This is a genomic window from Streptomyces polyasparticus, from assembly GCF_014493765.1.
Classification (GTDB): Bacteria; Actinomycetota; Actinomycetes; order Streptomycetales; family Streptomycetaceae; genus Streptomyces; species Streptomyces polyasparticus.
In genome coordinates this window covers 38,547-59,775 of record NZ_JACTVJ010000026.1, presented here as the reverse complement: position 1 = coordinate 59,775, position 21,229 = coordinate 38,547, and the positions used below count along the sequence as shown (strand labels likewise).

Annotated in this window: 20 protein-coding genes; 9 read left to right on the top strand and 11 right to left on the bottom strand. The window is 68.0% G+C overall.

What is annotated here, in order from left to right:
* Nucleotides 1-45: 45 nt before the first annotated feature.
* From H9Y04_RS38645 to H9Y04_RS38615, 7 genes are all read right to left on the bottom strand, one after another.
* Nucleotides 46-552 (bottom strand): GNAT family N-acetyltransferase, encoded by a 507-nt coding sequence (locus H9Y04_RS38645; RefSeq protein WP_187818891.1) that lies wholly within the window; start codon nt 550-552, stop codon nt 46-48.
* Nucleotides 549-1,442, bottom strand: a complete 894-nt coding sequence (locus H9Y04_RS38640) for an IclR family transcriptional regulator (protein ID WP_187818890.1) — start codon at nt 1,440-1,442, stop codon at nt 549-551. Before H9Y04_RS38640 ends, H9Y04_RS38645 begins: the two co-directional genes overlap by 4 nt.
* Nucleotides 1,443-1,497: 55 nt before the next feature.
* Nucleotides 1,498-2,940, bottom strand: coding sequence for a GuaB1 family IMP dehydrogenase-related protein (locus tag H9Y04_RS38635; protein WP_187818889.1), 1,443 nt, complete (start codon nt 2,938-2,940; stop codon nt 1,498-1,500).
* Between the two features lie 81 nt (nt 2,941-3,021).
* Nucleotides 3,022-4,284, bottom strand: coding sequence for a tyrosine-type recombinase/integrase (locus H9Y04_RS38630; protein WP_187818888.1), 1,263 nt, complete (start codon nt 4,282-4,284; stop codon nt 3,022-3,024).
* A 96-nt stretch (nt 4,285-4,380) separates the two neighbouring features.
* Nucleotides 4,381-4,563, bottom strand: coding sequence for a helix-turn-helix domain-containing protein (locus H9Y04_RS38625; protein ID WP_187818887.1), 183 nt, complete (start codon nt 4,561-4,563; stop codon nt 4,381-4,383).
* Between the two features lie 1,628 nt (nt 4,564-6,191).
* Nucleotides 6,192-6,422, bottom strand: a complete 231-nt coding sequence (locus H9Y04_RS38620; RefSeq protein ID WP_187818886.1) for a DUF397 domain-containing protein — start codon at nt 6,420-6,422, stop codon at nt 6,192-6,194.
* A complete protein-coding gene (locus H9Y04_RS38615; protein ID WP_187818885.1) occupies nt 6,419-7,282 on the bottom strand; it encodes a helix-turn-helix domain-containing protein in 864 nt (287 codons plus the stop codon). The genes H9Y04_RS38620 and H9Y04_RS38615 overlap by 4 nt, the downstream gene beginning before the upstream one ends.
* Nucleotides 7,283-7,536: 254 nt before the next feature.
* On the opposite strand from H9Y04_RS38615, the gene H9Y04_RS38610 reads away from it, so the two are divergent.
* The 9 genes from H9Y04_RS38610 to H9Y04_RS48005 all read left to right on the top strand — a co-directional run bounded on the left by H9Y04_RS38610 (nt 7,537) and on the right by H9Y04_RS48005 (nt 16,389).
* Nucleotides 7,537-8,142 (top strand): ATP-binding protein, encoded by a 606-nt coding sequence (locus H9Y04_RS38610; RefSeq protein ID WP_187818884.1) that lies wholly within the window; start codon nt 7,537-7,539, stop codon nt 8,140-8,142.
* A gap of 84 nt (nt 8,143-8,226) precedes the next feature.
* Nucleotides 8,227-9,291 (top strand): radical SAM family protein, encoded by a 1,065-nt coding sequence (locus H9Y04_RS38605; protein WP_187818883.1) that lies wholly within the window; start codon nt 8,227-8,229, stop codon nt 9,289-9,291.
* Nucleotides 9,291-10,484, top strand: coding sequence for an enolase C-terminal domain-like protein (locus H9Y04_RS38600; protein ID WP_236071989.1), 1,194 nt, complete (start codon nt 9,291-9,293; stop codon nt 10,482-10,484). The genes H9Y04_RS38605 and H9Y04_RS38600 overlap by 1 nt, the downstream gene beginning before the upstream one ends.
* Nucleotides 10,481-11,224 (top strand): HAD family hydrolase, encoded by a 744-nt coding sequence (locus H9Y04_RS38595; RefSeq protein WP_187818882.1) that lies wholly within the window; start codon nt 10,481-10,483, stop codon nt 11,222-11,224. The genes H9Y04_RS38600 and H9Y04_RS38595 overlap by 4 nt, the downstream gene beginning before the upstream one ends.
* 1 nt (nt 11,225) lies before the next feature.
* The gene (locus tag H9Y04_RS38590; protein ID WP_187818881.1) at nt 11,226-12,362 is read left to right on the top strand and encodes a nucleotidyl cyclase domain-containing protein; all 1,137 of its coding nucleotides are present in this window, start codon (nt 11,226-11,228) and stop codon (nt 12,360-12,362) included.
* Nucleotides 12,359-14,491 carry a phosphoketolase family protein gene (locus H9Y04_RS38585; protein WP_187818880.1) on the top strand — a complete coding sequence of 711 codons (2,133 nt, stop codon included), beginning with the start codon at nt 12,359-12,361 and terminating at the stop codon, nt 14,489-14,491. Before H9Y04_RS38590 ends, H9Y04_RS38585 begins: the two co-directional genes overlap by 4 nt.
* Complete coding sequence (locus H9Y04_RS38580; RefSeq protein WP_187818879.1) at nt 14,488-15,342, top strand: phytanoyl-CoA dioxygenase family protein; 855 nt, start codon at nt 14,488-14,490, stop codon at nt 15,340-15,342. The genes H9Y04_RS38585 and H9Y04_RS38580 overlap by 4 nt, the downstream gene beginning before the upstream one ends.
* A 29-nt stretch (nt 15,343-15,371) precedes the next feature.
* Nucleotides 15,372-16,172, top strand: a complete 801-nt coding sequence (locus tag H9Y04_RS38575; protein ID WP_187818878.1) for a class I SAM-dependent methyltransferase — start codon at nt 15,372-15,374, stop codon at nt 16,170-16,172.
* Nucleotides 16,173-16,176: 4 nt separating this feature from the next.
* The gene (locus H9Y04_RS48005) at nt 16,177-16,389 is read left to right on the top strand and encodes a DUF6087 family protein (RefSeq protein WP_308801747.1); all 213 of its coding nucleotides are present in this window, start codon (nt 16,177-16,179) and stop codon (nt 16,387-16,389) included.
* Between the two features lie 147 nt (nt 16,390-16,536).
* Here the strand turns inward: H9Y04_RS48005 and H9Y04_RS38570 are convergent, their stop codons facing one another.
* From H9Y04_RS38570 to H9Y04_RS38555, 4 genes are all read right to left on the bottom strand, one after another.
* The gene (locus tag H9Y04_RS38570) at nt 16,537-17,079 is read right to left on the bottom strand and encodes an AAA family ATPase (protein ID WP_187818901.1); all 543 of its coding nucleotides are present in this window, start codon (nt 17,077-17,079) and stop codon (nt 16,537-16,539) included.
* A gap of 244 nt (nt 17,080-17,323) precedes the next feature.
* Entirely contained in the window at nt 17,324-17,800 is a 477-nt protein-coding gene (locus tag H9Y04_RS38565) for a TrmO family methyltransferase domain-containing protein (protein ID WP_187818877.1), read from the bottom strand.
* A gap of 35 nt (nt 17,801-17,835) precedes the next feature.
* Nucleotides 17,836-19,227: an NsdA family TPR-like regulatory protein gene (locus H9Y04_RS38560; RefSeq protein ID WP_187818876.1), complete on the bottom strand. Its 1,392-nt coding sequence runs from the start codon at nt 19,225-19,227 to the stop codon at nt 17,836-17,838.
* A 489-nt stretch (nt 19,228-19,716) separates the two neighbouring features.
* A protein-coding gene (locus H9Y04_RS38555) for an IS5 family transposase (protein ID WP_187818900.1) occupies nt 19,717-20,597 on the bottom strand; the annotation gives its coding sequence in 2 pieces (ribosomal slippage) (nt 19,717-20,234 and nt 20,234-20,597; 882 coding nt in all).
* Between the last annotated feature and the right edge of the window lie 632 nt (nt 20,598-21,229).

Genomic DNA, 21,229 nt, shown 5'->3' with positions numbered 1-21,229 from the left:
CCTGCCGTCCCCTCGCCCTGGCCGATCCCCTGACCTGCCGTCCCCTCAACCCCCCGACGCCGCCAGCTCCTTCACCAGAAACGTGCAGGAGTCCGCGCACTCCACGCGCAGCCCGCCCCGGTCCACATAGGCCCAGCGGTCCACGTACCGTGCCACCGGCCGGTATCCCAGCCGTTCGTACAGGGCCGCCGCCCGCGTGTTGCTCTCGTCGACGCCGAGACCGATCGCGGGCAGGCGGCGCCCGCGGGCCAGGTCCTCGGCGGCGCGGATCAGGGCGCTGCCGATGCCCTGTGACCTCAAGTGCCCGGCCACAGCGAGTCCGTTGATCTCCGGGCAGGCGCCGACGGCCCTCCGTACTTCCGGCGCCGCGCACCCGTTCCAGCGCACCTCGGCATGTCCGGCCGGCACCCCGTCCCGCCAGGCGAGCAGATAGGTCGACTCTCCCGCCTCCTGTCGCCCGAAGCGGGCGGCGTGATGGGAGTCGGCACTGGCGGAGGGCAGATGCTCGTCCAGGAGTACGAGGTCCTCGGCTCGGCAGGCAGTGATCTTCACCCGGCAGACAGTACCGGGGGCCGCCCACCGATCTCCGCGCCCAACACGCCCGCCACATCGGCGAGTTGCCCGGCCAGTTCGCGCACCCGCGCGCCGTCGAGTTCCGGCAGGCCGGTCGCCGTCAGCGCGAGGGCCACGGACCCGTGCTGGTCGAAGACCGGAGCCGACAAGGTCGCAAGGCGGTACCGCTCATCGGCCGCAACGCTCAGCACCTCGTAGTCGTCGCCGAGCGACACCACCAACTCGGCCACCCGCGCCCGCAGTCCGGTGTCGCGCGGCGCGTCCGCGAGGCGGGCCAGGGCCTCGCCGAGGGCCCGCCGCGCGGCGGTGTCCCGGTTCGCCGACCAGCCCCGCTCGCGCACCACCGCCATCGCCGTGTCCAGATGACCGGTCAGCGGGGCGCCCACCGCCGTACGGTCCAGCCAGCGTCTGATCTCCCCCGAACCCGCCCCCGACCAGGCGAGGAACACCTGCCCGAGCGGCGGAAGGAGCGGCAGCCGCATCCCCGCCCACACCTCGGGCGTACGCCCGCGCCCCTCGACGGCCAGGATCACGATGCTGTCGCCGGCGACCGCGCTGACCACGTACCGGAGGCCCGACTCGGCGGCCAGCGCCCGCAGTTCACCGCGCGCCCGGTCCACGACCTGGTGCCGGGTGAGGGCCGCATGCCCCAGCGCCACGACCGACATCCCGAGCCCGTACGTCTTGCGCTGCGGATGCCGCGCGAGATAGCCGGCGTCGGTGAGCGCCCGGAGCACGGCGAGCAGCGAGGCGAGATTGATGTCGAGCGCCTCGCTCAACTCGCTCAGCGTGTACGACTGTTCGGGATGCGCCGCGAAGTAGTCGAGCACGGCGAGCGCGCGGCCTGCGGCGAGGGCTGGACGTACCACGGCCCTGATCGTACGGAGACGATCAGGGCCGTGAACAGAGGCAGAGCTGCCGGGACTAGCTCCAGCTGGCGTGCAGCGGCTTGCCCTCGGCGTAACCGGCGGCCGACTGGATGCCGACGACGGCCTTCTCCTCGAACTCCGCGAGGGAGCCCGCACCGGCGTAGGTGCAGGAGGAGCGGACACCGGCGATGATCGAGTCGATCAGGTCCTCGACGCCCGGACGCTGCGGGTCGAGGAACATCCGCGAGGTGGAGATGCCCTCCTCGAACAGCGCCTTGCGGGCGCGGTCGTAGGCGGACTCCTCGGACGTACGGTTCTTCACCGCGCGCGCCGAGGCCATGCCGAAGGACTCCTTGTACAGCCGGCCGTGCGCGTCCTCGTGCAGGTCGCCCGGGGACTCGTACGTACCGGCGAACCAGGAGCCGATCATGACGTTGGACGCACCGGCGGCGAGCGCCATGGCCACGTCACGGGGGTGACGGACACCGCCGTCGGCCCAGACGTGCTTGCCGTACTTCTTGGCCTCGGCCGCGCACTCCAGGACCGCGGAGAACTGCGGGCGGCCCACACCGGTCATCATGCGGGTGGTGCACATGGCGCCGGGGCCCACACCGACCTTGATGATGTCGGCGCCGGCGTCGATGAGGTCCTTGACGCCCTCGGCGGCGACGATGTTGCCCGCGACGATCGGGACCTGCGGGTCGAGCGCCCTCACCTTCTTGATCGCCTCGATCATCGACTCCTGGTGGCCGTGGGCCGTGTCGATGACCAGCGTGTCCGCACCGGCGTCGAGCAGCTGCTTGGCCTTGCCCGCCACGTCGCCGTTGATGCCGACGGCGGCGGCGATGCGCAGCCCGCCCTTGGCGTCGACGGCCGGGGTGTAGAGCGTCGCGCGCAGGGCGCCCTTGCGGGTCAGGATGCCGGCGAGCTTGCCGTCCTTGTCCACGGCCGGGGCGTAGCGGCGGTTGGCGTTGTCCAGCTTGTTGAAGGCCTCGCGCGGGTCGATGTCCGCGTCGAGCAGGAGCAGGTCCTTGGACATGACCTCGGACAGCTGCGTGAAGCGGTCCACGCCGGTCAGGTCCTCGTCGGTGACGACGCCGAGCGGCTTGTTGTCCTCGTCGACGACGACACCGGCGTTGTGCGCACGCTTGGTGAGCAACGCGAGCGCGTCGGCGACGGTCTGGGTCGGAGCCAGGACGATCGGGGTGTCGAGCACGTGGTGACGCGTCTTGACCCAGGAGATGACGTCGGTGACGACCTCGATCGGAATGTCCTGCGGGATGACCACGAGGCCACCGCGGCGCGCGACGGTCTCGGCCATACGGCGTCCGGCGATCGCGGTCATGTTGGCGACGACCAGCGGAATCGTGGTGCCCGTACCGTCCGGGGACGAGAGGTCCACGCCCTGGCGGGAGCCGACGGCGGATCGGCTCGGCACCATGAACACATCGTCGTACGTCAGGTCGTACGGCGGCTTGATGTCATTGAGGAAACGCATGCTAACTCTCTCACCAGCGGTTATACGGTCTGGGCGGGTGGGAAGTCAGCACCGAACCAGCACGGTATCGGGCTGCGGCTCCTAGGCCATCATCACCGATGCCACCCCGTCCTGGCCAACCGGCGCCTCTGACGCTGTACCATCCGCCGGACCCACAACGGCGTCACTCGTAGCTTCGCCCAACGAAGTGAGGCTACCGTCCATGATGGCGACAAGCCGATCGCGGGCGTCAGGAGACAGATGCCCATAGATGTCCGCGGTGATCTGGATGGACGCGTGACCAAGCCAGCGCGACATCTCCACCAGGGATATCCCCTTCGAGATTCCCTCCGTAGCGAAGAAGTGGCGCAGGCCATGCGGGGTAAAGAGCGGCTTCCCTTCCTTGTCCACGAAGCCGGCAGCCACCACTGCCTTCCTGAACTCGGCACGGAAGTGCACGTCATAGGCCAAGTTCCCGTTGCCCGCATGCACGAGTGTGCCCGCCGCCCCCACCCCGAAGCGCTGGTGGTGCCCAACAACTGCGGCGTGCACCGCAAGCGCGACGGGCACATCACGCCACTCGCCCTCTTCTCTCCCCTTGAGCGGCTCGAGACTCATGACCCAACGCCCATCCCGCTTGATCCGGATTGCCTGTCGCCGGATTCGCAGCACACCGTCCGTGATGTCATCAGGCTTCACGCCTAGCGCCTCCCCTAGCCGGAGCCCGCAGCCAGCCATTAGCCAGACGGACACCCGCCAGTCTTCACGAACGTGGCTGATGATCACGCCGATCGCCTTCGCGTCGGGGACATTTCGCTCATCCACCCGCTTGGTCTTTGCTTTCGGCAGCTTCGCCGCCGCCACTGGGGAGTGCGCAATTATCTTTTCGTTCACGGCAGAACGAAATAGAGCCCTCAGCGGAACCATGTGCGTGCCGTAGACGCTGGAATGCGCCAACCCCCCCAGCCGCATTCCAATGCAGAGCTTCTCGATGTCTGACGACTGGACGCCAGCCATCGTCTTTGATCCAAGCGCCGGGATCAGGTAATAGTCTATAAAATGCCGATACCCCTCCCGGGTGCCGGCCTTAACCGCCTGCCGCTCCAGCCACTCATGCGCGTAAACGCGTACTGGCACCTTGCCTCGCTCCGGGTCGATGTATATTTGCTCGCGCTTGTCGTTCTCGACCTTGATGCCATAATTGGCCGCCTCAGTCTTTGTTGGGAATGTTTTCTCCCGCTGCCTCCCGCTGCGCCCTCCTGGCTCCCGGAACCGAACGGTCCACGGATGACCGCAACGCCCCTTTCCGCAGGGGTAGTGTCGATTCTTCTCATCCTGCTTGCACTTCTGGAATACGCTTGCCAAACCAGGCCCTTTCTCTACCACATCCAATGACCATGGATGAGGCAACTCAAATGCGACCTCTAACCGTCACCCTTCCACGCAAGGAATAGGTGGCGATCAGCCGTAGTTCTCTTCCAGATAGGCGACGATGTCGCGCTCGCGAAATCGCAGAAGGCGCCCAACCTTCTGCGCCTTAATCCCCCACGTCCGATATTTGTTTTTGACGGTGATTTCGCTCACTTTCAACCATTCAGCTACCTCTTCGGGAGTCAGTAGGCGATTACTCCCCCCCGCGGTCACGACGCCTCCCGGGAAGCAGGACAAGAGGCATGCCCTTCAGTACCGCCCTGTGGGCAGCAATGTGAGCGAAATCGGGCAGGGCGAATCACGGATCGGTGCACGTTGGGATTCCTTGCTGGGCGCTTGGTCGGCAGGCCGATGCGGGAGCTGCCGACGTGTCTGAGGGCTGGTGTGCGGAGCCCACAGCTGCCCGATTGGAGCGGGTACTACCACTCGGCTGCTGGGGCTCTGCCTGTTAGCCCGCTCCGACTCCACCGCCAAGCACAGCCGGCGCGAACTCCCCTAATGGTCTGCACGATCCCCGGTTTCGGTAACCGGGGATCGTGGGCTATCTTGCGCCCCGCAACCACGAACTACGGGGTGATCCGCTAAGACCTGATGGCGGGGAATACGTCGTCGACCAAGGTCACGAGTCCGTTTTCGGTGAGTCGGCAGAGATTGCGAGCAACGACGCGTTCGGTAGAGCCGACGGCTCGGGCGATAGCTCGGGCGTCAACACCCGGGTGCGCCGCGACGTGCGCGAGCACTAGCAGCTCCTGGCGACACCCGCGCTGGACCAGGTCCTCACCGAAAAGGCCGGCGGCGACGACGCAGAGGCATAGGGCCGTCGAGACTGCGGCGTAGTCGGCTTTCGCTGGAGCCGCCCATGCGGTCATGGCGCCGAGCGCTATGAGAACCGGAGCGGTGAAGCGAGCCGCGCGAAGCGTGACTCTCGGCAGGTGGGCCTCCTCGTCATGACCATGGCATGAGACGACCAGAATCGTGGACCGCCGCCCGGACAGCTGGCTCCGGCGCCACTCGGAGTTTCTCTGACCTGGTGTTTCCGGGGACGTTGTACGTTGACATGGTTTCCGGGAAGCGTTCCAGTCCTGTGCGGTTCTTCCTCGTCTGCCGTGGGCGAATCCGCCTTCGGTCCGGCAAGTGACAGCCCACTGTGGCTGGGTGCGCTGTAAGGCCAGCAGTGTAGGTATCCGCACTGTTGATAGGTGATCTTGTCGGCGGGGCTGGGCCCGCGTCACCGGGATGAACAGGTAACAGCACGAAGGTCGCCGCCACGCACGAGCGTCGGGCTAGGAAGTCTGGTGCTAGAGAAGCCGCCCGTCGCTCAGGCGTATCGCCGGCGCTTCAGCAAGGAGGGTTCCTGCCTCAACTCCTCAGGCACCGGCAGGTGGCATCGCTGGCGCTTGTGGCCGCAGATGAGGTTCGCGTTGAATACGACGGCGCAGCAGCCCGCACCACGCGGCAGCCTCGTCAGCACTTGATCAAGCGACGCTGGAGACCGCCGCTAATGCAGGGAGCGCGTGTTCGCGATCAGGAGTTTCTGCACCAACGGCAGAATCCGCGTGAGGTGAGCACCGATACGTCCGCTGATCATGAGCAGAATCGCTGTCAGGGATGCCAGCGGCGGTGGCTGAGCACGTAGCTGTGGTTCCGTCGCCCCCTGGGCTCAAGGACACCACTTTCGTGGCCTCGTTTTCCCGGCCCGGGTTCGGGCTTCACGGCGCGCCTTGTGAAGCGGGCCGCGCTTCCCGGCGATGCGATCGCGCGGCCCGCGCCCTGGGCATAGTTGGGATTTGATGGTTGGTCCGACCGTCTAAGCCTCGCTCGGACCAGCCGGACCCCGACTGTTAGGGACGGCGGAACTCGCCATCGGCGGCTCCCTCCAGGAAGGCGTCCCATTCGTCAGCGTAGAAGAAAAGCGCGGGCCTGCTGGTGTCCTTGGAATCGCGCATGGCGATGATCCCTTCGACGAAGGCGACCTCGACGCATGCACCGTTGCCGGAGGAGCGGCTGCTCTTCCTCCAGGCCGCGTTGCTCAAGTCGACCTCGGGCACGGGTCGCTTGCCGTTCGTGTTCATTTCTTGCGCATCTCCTCTGCGAGGTCTTCCAGGATGGCGGGGGTCTCTTGCGGGTCAGGGGCTGCAGCCCGCACCAGATCGAAGGTCTGGATGAACTTGCGGACGTCGCGCTCCTTCTCCAAGTACACGTTGCCTGCGATGGAATCGACGTAGACGACGGTGGGTGTCTGTGGCTCGAATTCCAGCAGTGAGAAGGTGCCGGCCATGGCGATGTGGGCGCCCTTGGCGGTTGGCATGATCTGCATGGTGACGTTGGGCAGGGCGACTTGTTCGATGAGGTACTCGATCTGGGCCCTCATTGCCTCCTTGCCGCCGACGGGGCGGCGGAGCGCGGCTTCCTCGACCACGACCCACAGGTCAAGTGGGTTGCTCTTGCTGGTGAGCCTTTCCTGGCGTTCCTTTCGGAACCGCACCAGGCGCTCGATTTCCTCGAGCTCGCTTGGCCGCACGGCGCCGATGACGGCCTTGGCGTAGTCCTCGGTCTGCAGCAAGCCGTGCACGAAGATCGGCTCGTAGGAACGCAGGATCCGGGCGTCGGATTCGAGGCCGGCGTACGTGGCCATGCCCGACGGGAGGACCTCCTCATAGTGGGCCCACCAGCCCTGCTGCTGCGCGTCCTTGTGGATCTGCATGACGGCTTCGACTTGGGCCTCATCCTCCACGCCGAACCAATGGAGCAGGTCGCGTACGTCCCGGGCCTTGATGGGCGCCTTGCCGGTCTCTACCCGGCTGATCTTGGACATGGAGCACTCGAGGTGCTCGGCGACGTCCTCGATCTTCTTGCCTGCCTGCTCGCGCAGTCGCCTGAGCTCGGATCCGAGCTGGCGCCCCCTGACTGTCGGTCCGCTGGCCGCAGCCATCACCCCTCCTCGTCGCGTCGTCGGCGCGTTGCTGTACGCAAGTGTGCCGCACTGGAGTGGAGTTACGCCTTCGCGCCCATGTTCGGGCGTCGAAAGTGGCTCCCGAACTTGAATATGCCACTTCTCTGACGCACTTGCGTGAGAGAAGTTTGCTCCGCCACTCTGAGAAGGGTTCACGATCCGTAGCGCCGCGATCGCTGATCGTTCATGGCGGGATGTGTGCGGATGCCGTCCGACCGGGAGGAACGCTGGCCATGCGAGCGATGCCGCACGAGATGCGCGAACACCCCTCGGATGACGCTGAAGTCCTGTCCATAGCGGCCCCGCTGACGGGGCGGAAGCTCTCCTTCACCGTCGAGTCCGTCGACGCTGCCGTACCCGTAGCCCGGCGTGAGGTCGCAGCGCAGCTCAGGGTGTGGGGGGTGCCGCCGGTGTCGGAGTTGTACGACACCGCCCTGCTCGCGGTGAGCGAGCTGGTCACCAACTCCGTGCAGCACGCGGCCGATTCCTCGCCCACCGCGAAGGTCGCCGTGAGCATGGACGGCACGCACCTGACCGTCGCCGTCCACGACCGGCATCCGCTGCTCCCGCAGCCGGTGCACACTCCGCACCCTGATGGAAGCGGCGGCTGGGGCCTGCGGCTTATCGCGGCTCTGGCGACCGAGGCGGGCGGCACGACCAGCGTTCCCCCGGACGCAGACGGCCGGGGCAAGACGGTCCTGGTTCGCCTCCCGCTCCCTGCTCTTCGGTCGGCGTCGGCAAGTTCCCTCGTGGCGCCGTCGCCGGCCGAACCCCGCCCCGTCGAGGCGCCGGCCGCTGAGCCGGACGCACCCCGCGCTGCCGTTCCGGCGCGGTTCTGACTGCACGTTCCGCCCTGTTCCAGGCCGCCCGGCCGAGCACCGTGGCACGGCCTTTCGTGATTCGTCCCGACCGAGGGGAAGACGATGTTGGAATCTGTCAGCCACCTGAACCACGTCGCACGTGAGTGGAACATCAACCCCGAGGACGTGCTGCTGATTGGCCTGAACGCGTCCGGCGCGCGCTCGCCGTTGAACAAGCCCCGGATGCGGTTCAAGCTGCGGCTCGACTCCCGCCCTGAGACCCCGCTGTTCTTGATTTTGTCGCTCGGCCGCGAGGACTCACCGTTCGAGGTCGACGAGAGCGAACTGCGGCTTGGCGGGGTGAAGGTCGGCGAGATCGACGGCATCGAGGACGACGACGCTGTCCTCGGCTACTGGCGCAACGGCACCAAGATGCTCACGCTCAACTCCAACGCCCGTTCCCAGTGCACCGGCTGCGTGTTCTGCCCCAACACCCTCGAAGACGCCTCCGACCCGAAGATCAAAGCCCTGGACCTGTCCGGCTACCTCGGTGCCCTTGCCGCGAACTCCGGTATGGACTCGCTCGACGGCGTGGAGACCGTCACCATCTGCACCGGCTGCTTTCTGTACGAGAACCTCGCGCTGGAGCACCTCGCCGAGGTCCGCGCGGCGATGGAGGCGAACAGGTGCACCGGGACGCTGCACTTCCTGTCCTCCGTCCTCACCAGTGAGGACGGCCTGGATGCTGCGGCGAAGCTCGGGCCGTTCCACCTGACGCTGACCGCGGAGTGCTTCACCGAGCGTCGGCAGATCCTCAAGGAGTCCAAGGCCAAGCTCACGCCCGCCGAGATGACTGCCACGCTCAGGCGGGCAAAGGACCGAGGCATCGTCACGGACTTCACCTACATCGTCGGCCTAGACCCGATGAATGACGCGCTCGCGCACCTGAGGGACTTCGTACCCGTGACCACCACGTTCCCGCGGTTTCAGACGTACCAGGCGCACAACGCGTTCATGGACGTCTACCGCACCCCGGGCTCGGACACGATCGAGTGGCACCTGGACATGCGCCGCGGCGTCGAGGAACTGTTCGGCCCGACAGGGCTGCGCCCCCAGTGGTGGCAGAACTACCGCAGCCCGTGGTGCTTCACCTTCGCCGGCGAGGAGCTGGAAGGGGCGAAGGTCTGATGACCACCGTCATGGCCCTGCCCGAACTGGTGCGGCCCGCTCCCGCGTCCCCGTCCCGGATCACCGCCTTACGGATCTGGCCGCTTGCTCCGCAGCCCGCAGGGCTTCCGCCCGGGCTGCCGGACCCGGTCGCGGCCGCGGCCGTCGCGCCCGCCGGCCCCGCGTGGGCCGAGCACCGCACCCGCTTCGCCCTGGAAGTGGTCGGCAATGGAGGCTCGGGCTGGCACGCCCCTATGGGGGAGGCGGTCGCCCGGATCGTCTTCGACGATCTGGCGCCGGGTCTGCTCGGGCACGATGCCGCCGAGCCGCGCCGTCTGGCCCACCGGCCGGTGACCGGACGCCACCGCACCGGTGCCCATGCCCGGCAGGCCGCGTCCGCCGTGGAGTTGGCCTGCTGGGACCTGGCCTCTCGCACGGCCGCACGGCCGGTCACCGCTCTGCTGGGCGGCACCGTCCGCAGGAGCGTCCCCGCGTACGCCTCGGCGCTCGGCATCGACCCGCTCCATACGGCCGCGGCCGAGGCCGCCGCATGGAACCGCGAGGCCGGGTTCTGGGGGCAGAAGTGGCCGCTGACCGAGGAGTTGATCCGTTCCGGGCCGCGCCAGGTCGGTGCGGTTCTCGGGCGGCTGCGCGAGGCGGCCGGCGATGGCCGGTTCATGGTGGACGCGCTGGGCCGGTGCCGTCTGGACGAGGCGCTGCGTCTGTTGCCCGTTCTGGCCGAACTCGACGTGGACTTCGCCGAGGACCTGCTGCCGCCGGGCGGGGCCGGCTGGTCCCGGCTACGGACCGCCGCGAGCGGGGTTCCGCTTGCTGCCGGAGAGACGGTCGTCGATGCTGCTGAGCAGATCGCGCTGCTGACGGCAGGGGCCGTGGATATCTGGCAGTGCGATCCGGGATGGTCCGGCGGGCTCGCCCGGGCACTCCATCTGACCAACCTCGCGGCCGACTTGGGGATCGCCACGTTCCCGCACGGCGCCCATCTGTCCGCCGCTCTCGCCCTGGCCGGCAGCTGCTGCCGCGACACCATCCCCGCGATCGAGTGGCACCTGACCATCGAGCCCCTGCGGCAGCAGATCTCCACTGAGCCCCTGACGCCCGACAGCGGCGTCCTCGCCGTACGCAGCACGCCCGGGATGGCCGGGGCACCGGTCCTGACAGCCTCCGCGCCGGCATTCGAGGTGAGGACACGATGAGCGAACACACGCGGACCGCGGACGGCCGGCTTCGTCACCGTCCCTGGCAGGGCGTGCGCGGCGTCTGCTTCGACCTGGGCGGCACCCTTGTCCAGATCGCCGAAGAGCCGACCACCGGGCAGGTCGCCCAGATCCTCGGAATCTCGCTGCCCCGGGCGAGATCCGAGATGGTGCGCCGTGCGAAGCGCACCATGATCTCGCCCAAGGAACTCGCCTCGGAACTGGCCGCGGACTTCGACCGGCCGGCCCTGATGGCGCCCCTGACCCGCACCCTCACTGCGGCGCGGGAGCGGGCTGGCAACCCAGATCTGTTCGACGATGTCCTGCCCACCTTGCGCCCACTGCGTGAGCGCGGCTACCGGCTGTTCGCACTGACCAACAGCCTCGGCTCGTCCGTCCCCGAGAACGCACCGCCATACGCCGAACTTCTGGATGCCATCGTTTACTCCGCGCGCACCGGCCACTGCAAGCCCGAGCCCGGCGCCTTCGCGGCCGTCGAGCACCTCGCGGACCTCGCTCCGGCCGAGCTGCTGCACGTGGGCGACTCGGCGCGCGCAGACGTGGCCGGTGCGGTCAACGCGGGCTGGCACGCCGCCCACCTGCAGCGCGGCGTGCCTCCCGCCGAGCGAACCGTCGGCGCCGGGATCTGCCGCATCCACACGCTGAGCACCCTCCTTCACCTGCTGCCCGCGCACGCGGTCGCACCCTCGCTGACGTCGCCCGACTCGGAGGCCCGCTGATATGGATCCGCGTACGAAGGCACCTGACCACGCGTGCCTGCACGCCTCCGTCCCGCTGTTCGACCCGTCCCGCCTCCCGCTACGCAGCTGGTGCGAGGGCAGCCGCGAGGACCCGCTGACCGGGCTCATCGCCTTCCCCGACTTCCACAGCCACCTGCCCCGCGAGATCGCCACCGCACTCGCCGGCGGCCAGCTGATCGCCCTGGCCATCGGTGACGTCGACGGCCTCAAGCACCATGTCGAGCACGCCAACGCCCACGACGACACCTCGTTCGGACACCTGGCGGGCAACAAGGTGATGGCCCGGCTCGGGGCCATCACCCGACACTGGTTCCACCAGCAGCGCTTCAGCGCCGGCTGCGCAGCCACCTTCGGCGGCGACGAGGTCATCGTCGCCGCCGCGATCGACGACCCGACCGCGTTCCATCAGGCGCTGGCTGAACTACGCGACCAGCTCTGTGCCGCACTGCCGACCACTGTGTCCTTCGCCTTCACCGTGGCCGCCCCCGAACACCTGCCGCACGACACCGGCGCCCGCGGCTGGCGGCACGCGTTCAGCGACCGGCTCCTGGCCACCGTCGACCGGGCCCTGTTCGCCCACAAGAAGATCCGCAACGACGGGCAAGGAGGAGTCATCGCCGTGGTGGAAGCGCCACGCACTGAGACGGCCCAAGTCGCACCCAGGGCCTCGCTGCTGTCCCTGCCCGCAGCCGGGAGCGTCCTGCACATCATGGCCAACCCGGCAGTGATCAGTGGCCGGCCGATGCTGCTGCTGCCCTGCAAGGGGCCTGTTGGTTTGCGCGGTGCCCGGGTACGCCTCACGGTGCCGCAGCACCGCCCCCGCACCTCGGTGGTCGTCTCCATCCACGGGCAGGCCGCCGTCCTGCAGCCCAGCCCAGGGGGTGAGGGCCCGGTGCCCGCTCAGCTGGAGCCGGTGCGCGGCGTGCAACTCGGCGACCTGCCCGCCGACTTGCGTGCGGCGCTGGATGCCGCTGGCCTGTCCTGGGACACGCTGCCTGTGCACGAGCGGGCGCAGATGCTCCATCTGATCCGCGAGTCCGCGACAGCGGACATCCGCCGTGCCCGCGTCACCGCAGCGGTGAGCGCCGCCTCGGCCCATGCGAGGAGGCGCTCATGACCATGACCGCCCGTACTCTGCTCGCCGCGGCCGACTGGCCAAGCGCAGCCGCCGAGGCGCTTGAGGCCATTCCCGATGCGGCCGTCGACGCCTACTGGCGGGCGCTGAACTACCTGTCGGCTGCCCAGCTCTACCTCGCCGACAACGTCCGCCTGGAGCAGCCCCTGCATCCCGACGACCTCAAAGCCGTCCCACGAGGGCACTGGGGAGTATGCCCGCCGGTCAACTTCGCCCTCGCCCACCTCGGCCCACTCATAGCCCTGTCACCGCCCGGCAGCGACGTGGTGATCGTGCACGGCGCCGGGCACGCCGGACCGTCCGCGCTCGCCGCCGCCTACCTGAACAACACCCTCGACCTGGGCTCGGGTACCGGCTGGTCGATGCCCAACCTGCGGACGCTGATCTCCCAGTTCCCGAACACGGACCTCGGCGGGGAAATCACCCCGCTGATCCCCGGCATCCGCTACACGGGCGGACAGCTCGGCCCGGCACTCGCCGTCGCCCAGGGCATGGCATTCGACGCACCGCACCGCCTGGTCGTCCCGCTCATCGGCGACGGCGAGATGGAGACCCCGATAACGGCGGCTGCCTGGACGGGACGCCGCGCCCTGATCGGCACCGGCCCTCATGGGGCCGTGCTGCCCATCGTGCTCGCCAACGGACTGAAGATGGGCGGCGCGTCGCTACTCGCCGGCCTCGATGAGAAGGCGCTGTGCGGCTACTTCACCGGGCTCGGTTACCGCCCCTTCGTGCACGACGGCCGCGACGAGCCCGGCTTTCGCCGGATGCTCGCCCAGGTGCTCAGCGACCTCACACCGCTGGACGCCAATGCCCCGCAGCCCGTGATCGTGCTGACCATGCCCAAAGGGCACACCGGACCCACCTGCGTCGGCGACCGCCAGATCGCGGGTACCCCGGCCGTTCACAAGACGCCGCTGACCTGTCCGAAGGACGATGACGCCGAGTTCGCCGCGCTCACGGCCTGGCTCACCTCCTACCGGCCCCGCGAACTGTTCACCGCCCAGGGGCATCCGACCATCCTGGTGCGCCAGGCGCTCCCCGGATCGCAGCCGCCGGCTCCGGCGCTGGTAGGGCCGCGTCGATGGGACCGGACCGGCGAGGACACCGGGTGGCGTGCGGTAAGCGCAGTGATCCGTCAACGGGCCCAGGACGGTGGGTTCCGGCTCTTCAGCCCGGACGAACTCACCTCGAACAAGATCGATACGGGCGGCGAGGGGACGGGCACGCCACCCTGGACGGTCGAGGTGCTCAGTGAGGAGCTCTGTCACGGGTGGCTCCAGGGCTACACGGAAAGCGGCCGCGACGCCCTGCTCGCCACCTACGAAGCCTTCGCCCCCATCAACACGAGCCTGCTCGTCCAACACCTCAAGCACCGGCGCCTCGCGGCGGCGGCCGGCCGTCGCGGACAGCCGTCGCTCAACTACCTGATCACGTCGCTTGGCTGGCGCAACACCTACACCCACCAAAACCCCGGCCTGGCCGCCGCCATGGCCGAAACCGAGGAACCCTCGCTCCACGTGTATACGCCCGCGGACGCCCACCGGGCCGCCGTGGTCCTCGACGCGATGCTGGCCTCGACCGACCAGCTCAACCTGCTGATCAGCGACAAGCACCACCGCCATACCTTCCCGACCGGCCCCTTCTCGCGCGAACTCGCTCTCGGGGCCGCCGTGTGGCCGCACCTGACCACCTGCGGCAGCGCCGACCCGGACCTGGTGCTGGCCTCCGCCGGTGACGTCGCCGCCCGCGAACTGACCGCAGCCGCCCGGCACATCACCACCGGGCACCCCGAAGTGACGATCCGCTACGTCCACATCAACGACCTCACCACGCTCGGCCCGCCGACCACCTGGCCGCACGCGCTGTCCGAGACGGACTTCGCCGACCTCTTCGGCCGCGGCCTTCCCGTCCTGATCGTGACCTCGACAACCCCGGGCATCATCCGGTCGCTGCTGGCGGCCCGCGGCGACGCGGACCGCTTCCACATCACGGGATATCGCGACCCCGGCCGGCCCCTGCACCACGCTGCGCTGCTCGATCACTGCTCGATGTCCGCACCGCAACTGGCCGCCCGCGCCCTGGCGCTCCACAAGGAGCGGCGCTCATGACCTCACCCGCCGACCCTGACGTCCTCGCCGCGTTCGAGCGCGACAGCTTCGTCGTGCTGCGCGACGCGATCACACCGGATGTACGGGTCGCCGCCAGAGACGCCGCCGAGCGGCTCCTGGCCACCGACACCACCACCGGCCGCGACCGCAGCGCGGACGGTAAGGACGGCTTCCGCGGCGTCATCGCACTCGACGACGCCTTCCTCCCGCTGCTCGCCAACGAGCAGGTGCTGCGCGCCGTCATCGCCCTGCTGGCGAGCACCAACCTGCACCTGCTGTCGAGCAACCTCATCGCCATGCCCTCACTGCCCCAGGGCGCCCGGCGCACCATCCGCGTACCCGAGCGGCACGGCTGGCACCGCGACATGGCGGCGGCCAACCGCGACCTCGGCACCGATCGAGTCCCCCGTCTGGCGATCAAGTGCGCCTACTTCCTCACCGACCCCGCCCCGGACGCGGGCTTCACCATGGTCAAGCCCGCCAGCCACCACGAAAGCGGGCCGGTCACCGTGCCCGCGGGCGCCATCGACCCGCCCGGAGCGATCACACCGGACATCGGCACATGTGACGTGATGCTCTTCGAGAACCGCACCTGGCACGCCGGCGGGCTGAACAGCTCCGGCCACACACGGCTGGCCGTCATGATGCAGTACGGCTACCGGTGGCTAGCCCAACTCGACGACCCAGCACCGGGCCTGCGGGCCCGCTCCGATCTCACTGCCGTTGAAGAACAGCTGATCGGCGGCCGGGACCGACATGCGGACGGGTCGATCGCCCCCGAAACCACTGGCGCTGAACCACTGCGACGCTGGTGGCAGCACCTCTCAACCACACCGCCTCGTTCCCCATGAAGACACCCCACCCACGAAAGACTGGAGCTATGGCCGCCTTCACCCCCGCCGAGCTGTTCGCCTCCACCGCCCCCTACTACGCGAAGTACCGGCCCGGCTACGACGACAACCTGTACAGCCTGCTCGCCGAGCGCTTCGACCTGGACGGCACCCAGCGAGTCCTGGACCTCGGCACGGGGACCGGCGTTCTCGCACTCCCGCTCGCTCGCCTTGTCGACACCGTCATCGCCGTCGACCCCGAGCCCGGCATGATCACCGAAGGCCGGAAACTCGCCGACACAGCCGGCATCACCAACATCGACTGGCGCGAAGGCGACTCAACCACCCTCACCAGCATGAACCTCGAACCGGTCCTGCTCACGGTCATGGGCGCGGCCTTCCACTGGATGGACCGCGACCAGGTCCTGCGCGACCTCGACCACCTCGTCCTGCCGGGTGGAGCAGTCGTCCTCGCTTCAGGCGGCGCACCCGGCGACCTCGAACCCGCCCCCTGGCTCGACGTCATCGCCGACGTACGCACCCGCTATCTCGGACCGGACCGGCGCGCCGGCTCCGGCACCTACAGCCACCCGAGGGAACGGCACCAAGAGGTGCTCGCCCGCTCGCCGTTCAGCCACCTCGAAACCGCCCGCTGGGACCACGTCCTGACGCGCGCCCTGGACGAGGTCATTGGATGGACCTTCAGCCTCTCCTACTCCAGCCCCGCCCAACTCGGCGACCAGAAAGAAGCGTTCGAAGACGATCTGCGAGCCGCACTCACCGCGTTCCAGCCGGACGGAATGTATGAGGAAGTCATCCGCACAGAGGCATTGATCGCCACCCGTCCCTGAGAACATCGACCCATGGGAAAGCACCGCCGCCCCGGCCCCCCGAACCAGCCGCCACCGGCCCGCACACGGCGGCGCCGGTCACCTGCGACCCGACGAACCGCGGGTCCTGGAGGAATGGACCGGGTTCACGTACGAAGTGACCGGCACCGCCGACAACCTCGCGGCAGCCCAGCAGTGGATGAGCGGAATCCAGACCGAGGACGGACCGCTCTCGTGAATACCCCAGTGGATGGCGGCCGTCTGCCCGGTGGGCCCAACCCTGACATCCGGGCCGGCGGCTGGCTGCTCCACGGGTGCCCCCGCAAAGTCGTCGGCGGCCCTGGGACGGCCTGTGATAGCCCCCAACTAATATGGTGCTGGCATCTCAGCGGTCGATAGCCGGGACCTCGTCGAGCCCCGTCTCACGCATGATGCGCTTCACGGTGTCGTCCAACGTGCTGGTCGAGTCCACGATCGTCTCGATGCCGATGGGCAGCAGGTCACGCTCGCGGTACCAGTCCCGCAGATGCCCGTCGGTTACCTGGGTCAGGTACTCCAGATCGGGCTTTGTTGCGTGGCGGGACAGGGTCTCCTGCAGCGGGATATCGAGGTAGTAGCAGCGTGAAGTGCCGCGGTGGTCGCGCACGAGGTTTTCCAGCATGGCGCCGTACCGGTCGGCGTATAGGATGCCCTCGACGACGGTGTGGAATCCCGCGTCGAGGGCATAGCGGGCGGTGACATCGATCAAGCCGATATTGGCCGCGCCAGGCCGGTCGCGCTCGCGCAATACGATACGGCGCAAGTTGTCTTGCGCAACCAAGGCCAGGTTGCGGCCGAACTGGTCACGTAGTCCAGCAGCGATCGAGGACTTCCCGGATGCGGAATTGCCGCGGATCACGATCAGCCGGGTCTCTTCAGTGCCAACCATCACGGCAGTCACGATATAGGGCACCACTGACGCTCGGGGCAACTCCAGCCGTCAACAAACCGAGTTCACGGTCGATCGTGAACTCAGATCGGATGCCTTAACAGACCGGGCTGTTGGGATAAGTCATCAACCGAACCCGCACAGTTTGATCAGAGCGCCTCTACCTTCCTGCATCGGTGAGCCTCCTCATGCCCGGCTGCGGCCATGTTGATCACTAGAAGTCCATGGCTGGCCAGACTATCGGTCAGTTCCTCTTGGGCTTCCAGTAGTCGGCCAGCATCTCGCCGGGCCATGCAGGCTCCCGGATCGAGCCTTGAGGCCCCATCTCGGCGAAGTACGGTGATACGTCGTAAATCTTCGTGCCCACCACTGCGTCCAAGTCGACGACATGGAGCCTCAGACCGTCGAGCTTCAGGAGCCGCGGGAAGCTCTGGGCCAGCTGGTTGGGGCGCCTATGGTTGCGGTGGGCAAACGTCCCGGTGGCCGGCCACTGAGCGTTCCCGCGCGGACTACGGGCGTGGTACTCGACATCGGCCGGGGACGCCTTATCGAAATGCCAGACGACGACGAGATGCGAGAACTCGCCAAGGCCCTGAACGGAGTCGAGGGGGAATTCCGACTCGTCGAGTTGGATCACCGACTCGATCCCACCCCAGAAGTCGTCGGCGACGTCGTCGCGACCTTCGACGACTTCCCCAATCGGCGTGATCTCCAAGCCCATTGCTCCGTCCCCTCGCCTGTCTCCGCCTCGTCAGATCACTGTACGTGGGCGAGGTACGAAGCCGCTCGGGCGTCCAGTGCACCCACCGCAGGGACACCGCGCTTCCGGAAGGGCGACAGGAGGCTCCGCATGTCGGCGACGGCCTGCCGTGCGCGCCCCGAGTAGATCCCGTCCTCCATGGCGTCCAGCACGCTGCTCCAGGTCGCGCAGGCTTCTTCGACCGCGCCCTGCGCGATCTGAGTGGCGCCGAGGTATCCGAGGGTCACCGCGTGGGTGCGCCGGAAGGCAGGGCCGCGCGTGCGGACGGACCGCCGGAACTCCTTGACCGCCTTCTGGTGGTCTCCAAGGTCACGGAGTGTGCACGCCGTCTCGTGCGCCAGGGACGCCTCGCCGAAGAAGAACGTGCGGTCAGGTTCCAGGATGCCGTCGCGAGCGTTCGACAAGTCGTCTTCCGCGAGCAGGAGTGCACGGGCTGCGGCTTGCTTCTGCCCGTTCGCCGCGAGGGTGCGCGCGTGCACCACGCCGAGGAGCGCGCGCTCCCTTGGCGTGGCGTGGGTGTACCGATCGCCGTTCACCGACGCTTGGGCGATCTTGAGGGCTTCGTGGCGGAACCCTAGGTCGAGAGCCTGGTGGGCCATTGCCCGGAGGATGTGTCCGCTCAGCGGCGCGCTTCTGGACCGCGCTGCGAGCTTTACGGCGACGTTGAAGCGATTGAGCGCTACGGCGTGCTCGCTGTTGTCGAAAGCCATCCAGCCTGACAGGTAGGCCAGTTCGGCGGAGGCAGCGAACATGGCGCGCCGCGTCTCGTCGTTGGCGAAGCGGCCCCGGAGGAAGTCGAGCACTTCGAACTTCAGGTACTCGTCGACGGCTCGACGGCCGTGGCCACCGCCGCGCCTCTGGTCGAGTCGGGAGAATGCCTGGGTGATCTCTCGCACGGTGTCAACATCCGCTCGGCCGACCCGCTTGCTGGCCTGGGATTCGGTAGCGGGACGCTCAGCCATGGAGGTCCACCAGCACTCATCCGGCAACAACAAGGCTGCTGCCGAGTACACCCCGCCCGCCAGCAGACGACGCCGGTTCGCGTCCACGTCACTCCCCAAGTCGTTCAGCGCGATCAAGGGATCGACGCGCCAGTCCAGCGCCCCCTGCGCCGGCGAGGTGGGAACTGCGAACCCGACCTCCTCTGGCGTGATTTCACGTCTCAGGCGGCGGGACAGCGCCTGACTCAAGATAGCTGGCGCAACACCCTTCGGCTGAACCCCGGCAACCCACATGCTCACGTGGGAACGTCCGATCCTGGAGTTCTCACGCACTTCGCCCTGCAACGTCTCCTCGGCGACGCGGTTGTAAGCAGCAGCGGCCTGGGCTCGTGACCAGCGGGCTTCCTCCAGCAGTGCGGCAAACTTCCCGTTCCGCTCGCGCGCCATGCTTGCGCCCCCACGACTGAAGCCGATCTTTGACCACCTTGACCAAACCGTCCGCGCACGCGGACGAGAGCGGCCACGTTGCCAAGGTAGCGGTCAACTTCCTCGGAACGCTTGGGAGATGGCGGGATTTCACCTGCTACCGACAGGCCCTTCAACCTGGCGATGCACGGAGGGCTTCTTGGCTCGCGATGCCCACTGGGCGGGGCTGTGCCCGCGGAGTTGGAGTTCAGAGAGGCCAGTTCGACGCCGTCGCGCTGCGCAGCGAGGTGGCCACGCACCCTGGGCCGCCAGAAGCACATGCGCGCCACGTCCGCGCCCTCAGCGGACGGGCCCGGCCGCCCACAAACCCCTGCCGCGCGCCGCTGCCACGAAGCCGGTTCGCATCGGCGGCAACCCGGTCGACCGCCCTCGCGTTCAGGGTGGATCGGCATCACGCACCCTGACCGGCCCTCGTCGTCGGAGACGGTCGCCTAGGGCCTGTCCGGCGGATCATGGCCGGAGCCAGAGTCGGATCGTCGCGACGGTGACGGTGCCGTGGAAGACGTAGGCACGCTTGTCGAACCGCGTGGCCACGGCCCGGAAGTTCTTCAACGCGTTGATTGTTCGCTCGACTTCGTTGCGGCGCTTGTAGATCGTCTTGTCGAAGCCGGTGGGCCGACCGCCTTGGCTGCCTCGGCGTTTGCGGTTGGCCCGCTGGTCTTTCGGTTCGGGGATGGTGTGCTTGATTTGGCGTCTTCGCAGGTAGCGGCGGTTTCGGCGGGATGAGTACGCCTTGTCGCCGCCGAGGTGACCGGGGCGGGTGCGGGGGCGTCCGCCGTCCTGGCGGGCGACCCGGACGCGTTCCATGACCGGGATGAGCTGTGGGGCGTCGCCCCACTGGCCTGGTGTGAGCAGGAAAGCGAGTGGTCGCCTGCCTCCCTCGCCGGCGAGGTGGATTTTGCAGGTCAGTCCGCCCCGGGAGCGTCCGAGTCCCTCGTCGGGGCGGTGCTGTTGGGGCGTGCGTCTTTTCCCGGCACTCGCGGCGGCTTCTTGCGTGCCCCGGCGGCGTGTTGGTGAGCGCGGCACGAGGTCGAGTCCACGCTCACCATCGACCAGTCGATACGGCCGTCCGCATCCGCGTCGGCCAGGACCGCTGCCAGGATCCTGTCCCAGGAGCCGTCCGCCGACCAGCGTCTGTGCCGTTCATAGACGGTCTTCCACGGGCCGAACCGCGCAGGCAGATCCCGCCAGGGCACCCCGGTCCGTTCCCGGAACAGAATCCCGTTGATCACCCTGCGATGGCTCGCCCAACGCCCGCCTCGCTGCCCGGCCTTGGGTAGATGCGGCTTCAGCCGGGCCCACTCATCAGCCGTCAGATCTCCCCGCCCCATGCTCATGCCAACGAGCCGGAGCCGTGACAGTCACAAGATCCGCCGGACAGGGCCTAGGCGGGGCGAACTCCGATGTACCTCGATGAGGGGGTGGCGACCTTTCGTCCCCATATCCTTTAACGGACGCGCCTTGCGTCTGGAGATCTGCACTTTTCACCGCATACCCATAAGCGATGATTACGCGCATATTGGGCAGCCAGGCCGCAGCGTGTGATGCGGGTCACTTCTGAAATGGGTCGCGATTCAAGGCGTCCACGGACGTCGACCTTCGATCCCTTGGTGCACAACCAGCACCGTCTCGCATTTCGCGGTTCTTAAAGGCTTCGTCCCGGCATTCATACGGCAACTTTTAAGGGTCGGCCTGCGATTCGAAGGCGCTTGTGTCAGGCTGCTTACAACGTGTTGCGCGCACACGCTTCCATCTCGGCAGTCAGCTGTTCAACCCTGCTACGGGAGCGACGACTTGAAGAACAACAGCACCAATGAGACGTCCCTCAAGCGCAGCGATCTTGTCCTGCGCCTGCCCCGCCCTTCGTTCCGTTGGGGCGCGATCAGCGGAGGAGGCGTCAGCGTGGCCATCGCGACTGGCCATGTCCAACAGACGGCTAGCATCTGGGCGTTGGTGACGCTCG

Coding starts and splice junctions, on each gene's coding strand:
- H9Y04_RS38590 (WP_187818881.1), top strand. CDS start 11,226: ATGGATCCGCGTACGAAGGCACCTGACCACGCGTGCCTGCACGCCTCC.
- H9Y04_RS38615 (WP_187818885.1), bottom strand. CDS start 7,282: ATGGCTGCGGCCAGCGGACCGACAGTCAGGGGGCGCCAGCTCGGATCC.
- H9Y04_RS38580 (WP_187818879.1), top strand. CDS start 14,488: ATGACCTCACCCGCCGACCCTGACGTCCTCGCCGCGTTCGAGCGCGAC.
- H9Y04_RS38565 (WP_187818877.1), bottom strand. CDS start 17,800: ATGGGCTTGGAGATCACGCCGATTGGGGAAGTCGTCGAAGGTCGCGAC.
- H9Y04_RS38595 (WP_187818882.1), top strand. CDS start 10,481: ATGAGCGAACACACGCGGACCGCGGACGGCCGGCTTCGTCACCGTCCC.
- H9Y04_RS38575 (WP_187818878.1), top strand. CDS start 15,372: ATGGCCGCCTTCACCCCCGCCGAGCTGTTCGCCTCCACCGCCCCCTAC.
- H9Y04_RS38570 (WP_187818901.1), bottom strand. CDS start 17,079: ATGGTTGGCACTGAAGAGACCCGGCTGATCGTGATCCGCGGCAATTCC.
- H9Y04_RS38605 (WP_187818883.1), top strand. CDS start 8,227: ATGTTGGAATCTGTCAGCCACCTGAACCACGTCGCACGTGAGTGGAAC.
- H9Y04_RS38635 (WP_187818889.1), bottom strand. CDS start 2,940: ATGCGTTTCCTCAATGACATCAAGCCGCCGTACGACCTGACGTACGAC.
- H9Y04_RS38585 (WP_187818880.1), top strand. CDS start 12,359: ATGACCATGACCGCCCGTACTCTGCTCGCCGCGGCCGACTGGCCAAGC.
- H9Y04_RS38610 (WP_187818884.1), top strand. CDS start 7,537: ATGCGAGCGATGCCGCACGAGATGCGCGAACACCCCTCGGATGACGCT.
- H9Y04_RS38560 (WP_187818876.1), bottom strand. CDS start 19,227: ATGGCGCGCGAGCGGAACGGGAAGTTTGCCGCACTGCTGGAGGAAGCC.
- H9Y04_RS38620 (WP_187818886.1), bottom strand. CDS start 6,422: ATGAACACGAACGGCAAGCGACCCGTGCCCGAGGTCGACTTGAGCAAC.
- H9Y04_RS38600 (WP_236071989.1), top strand. CDS start 9,291: ATGACCACCGTCATGGCCCTGCCCGAACTGGTGCGGCCCGCTCCCGCG.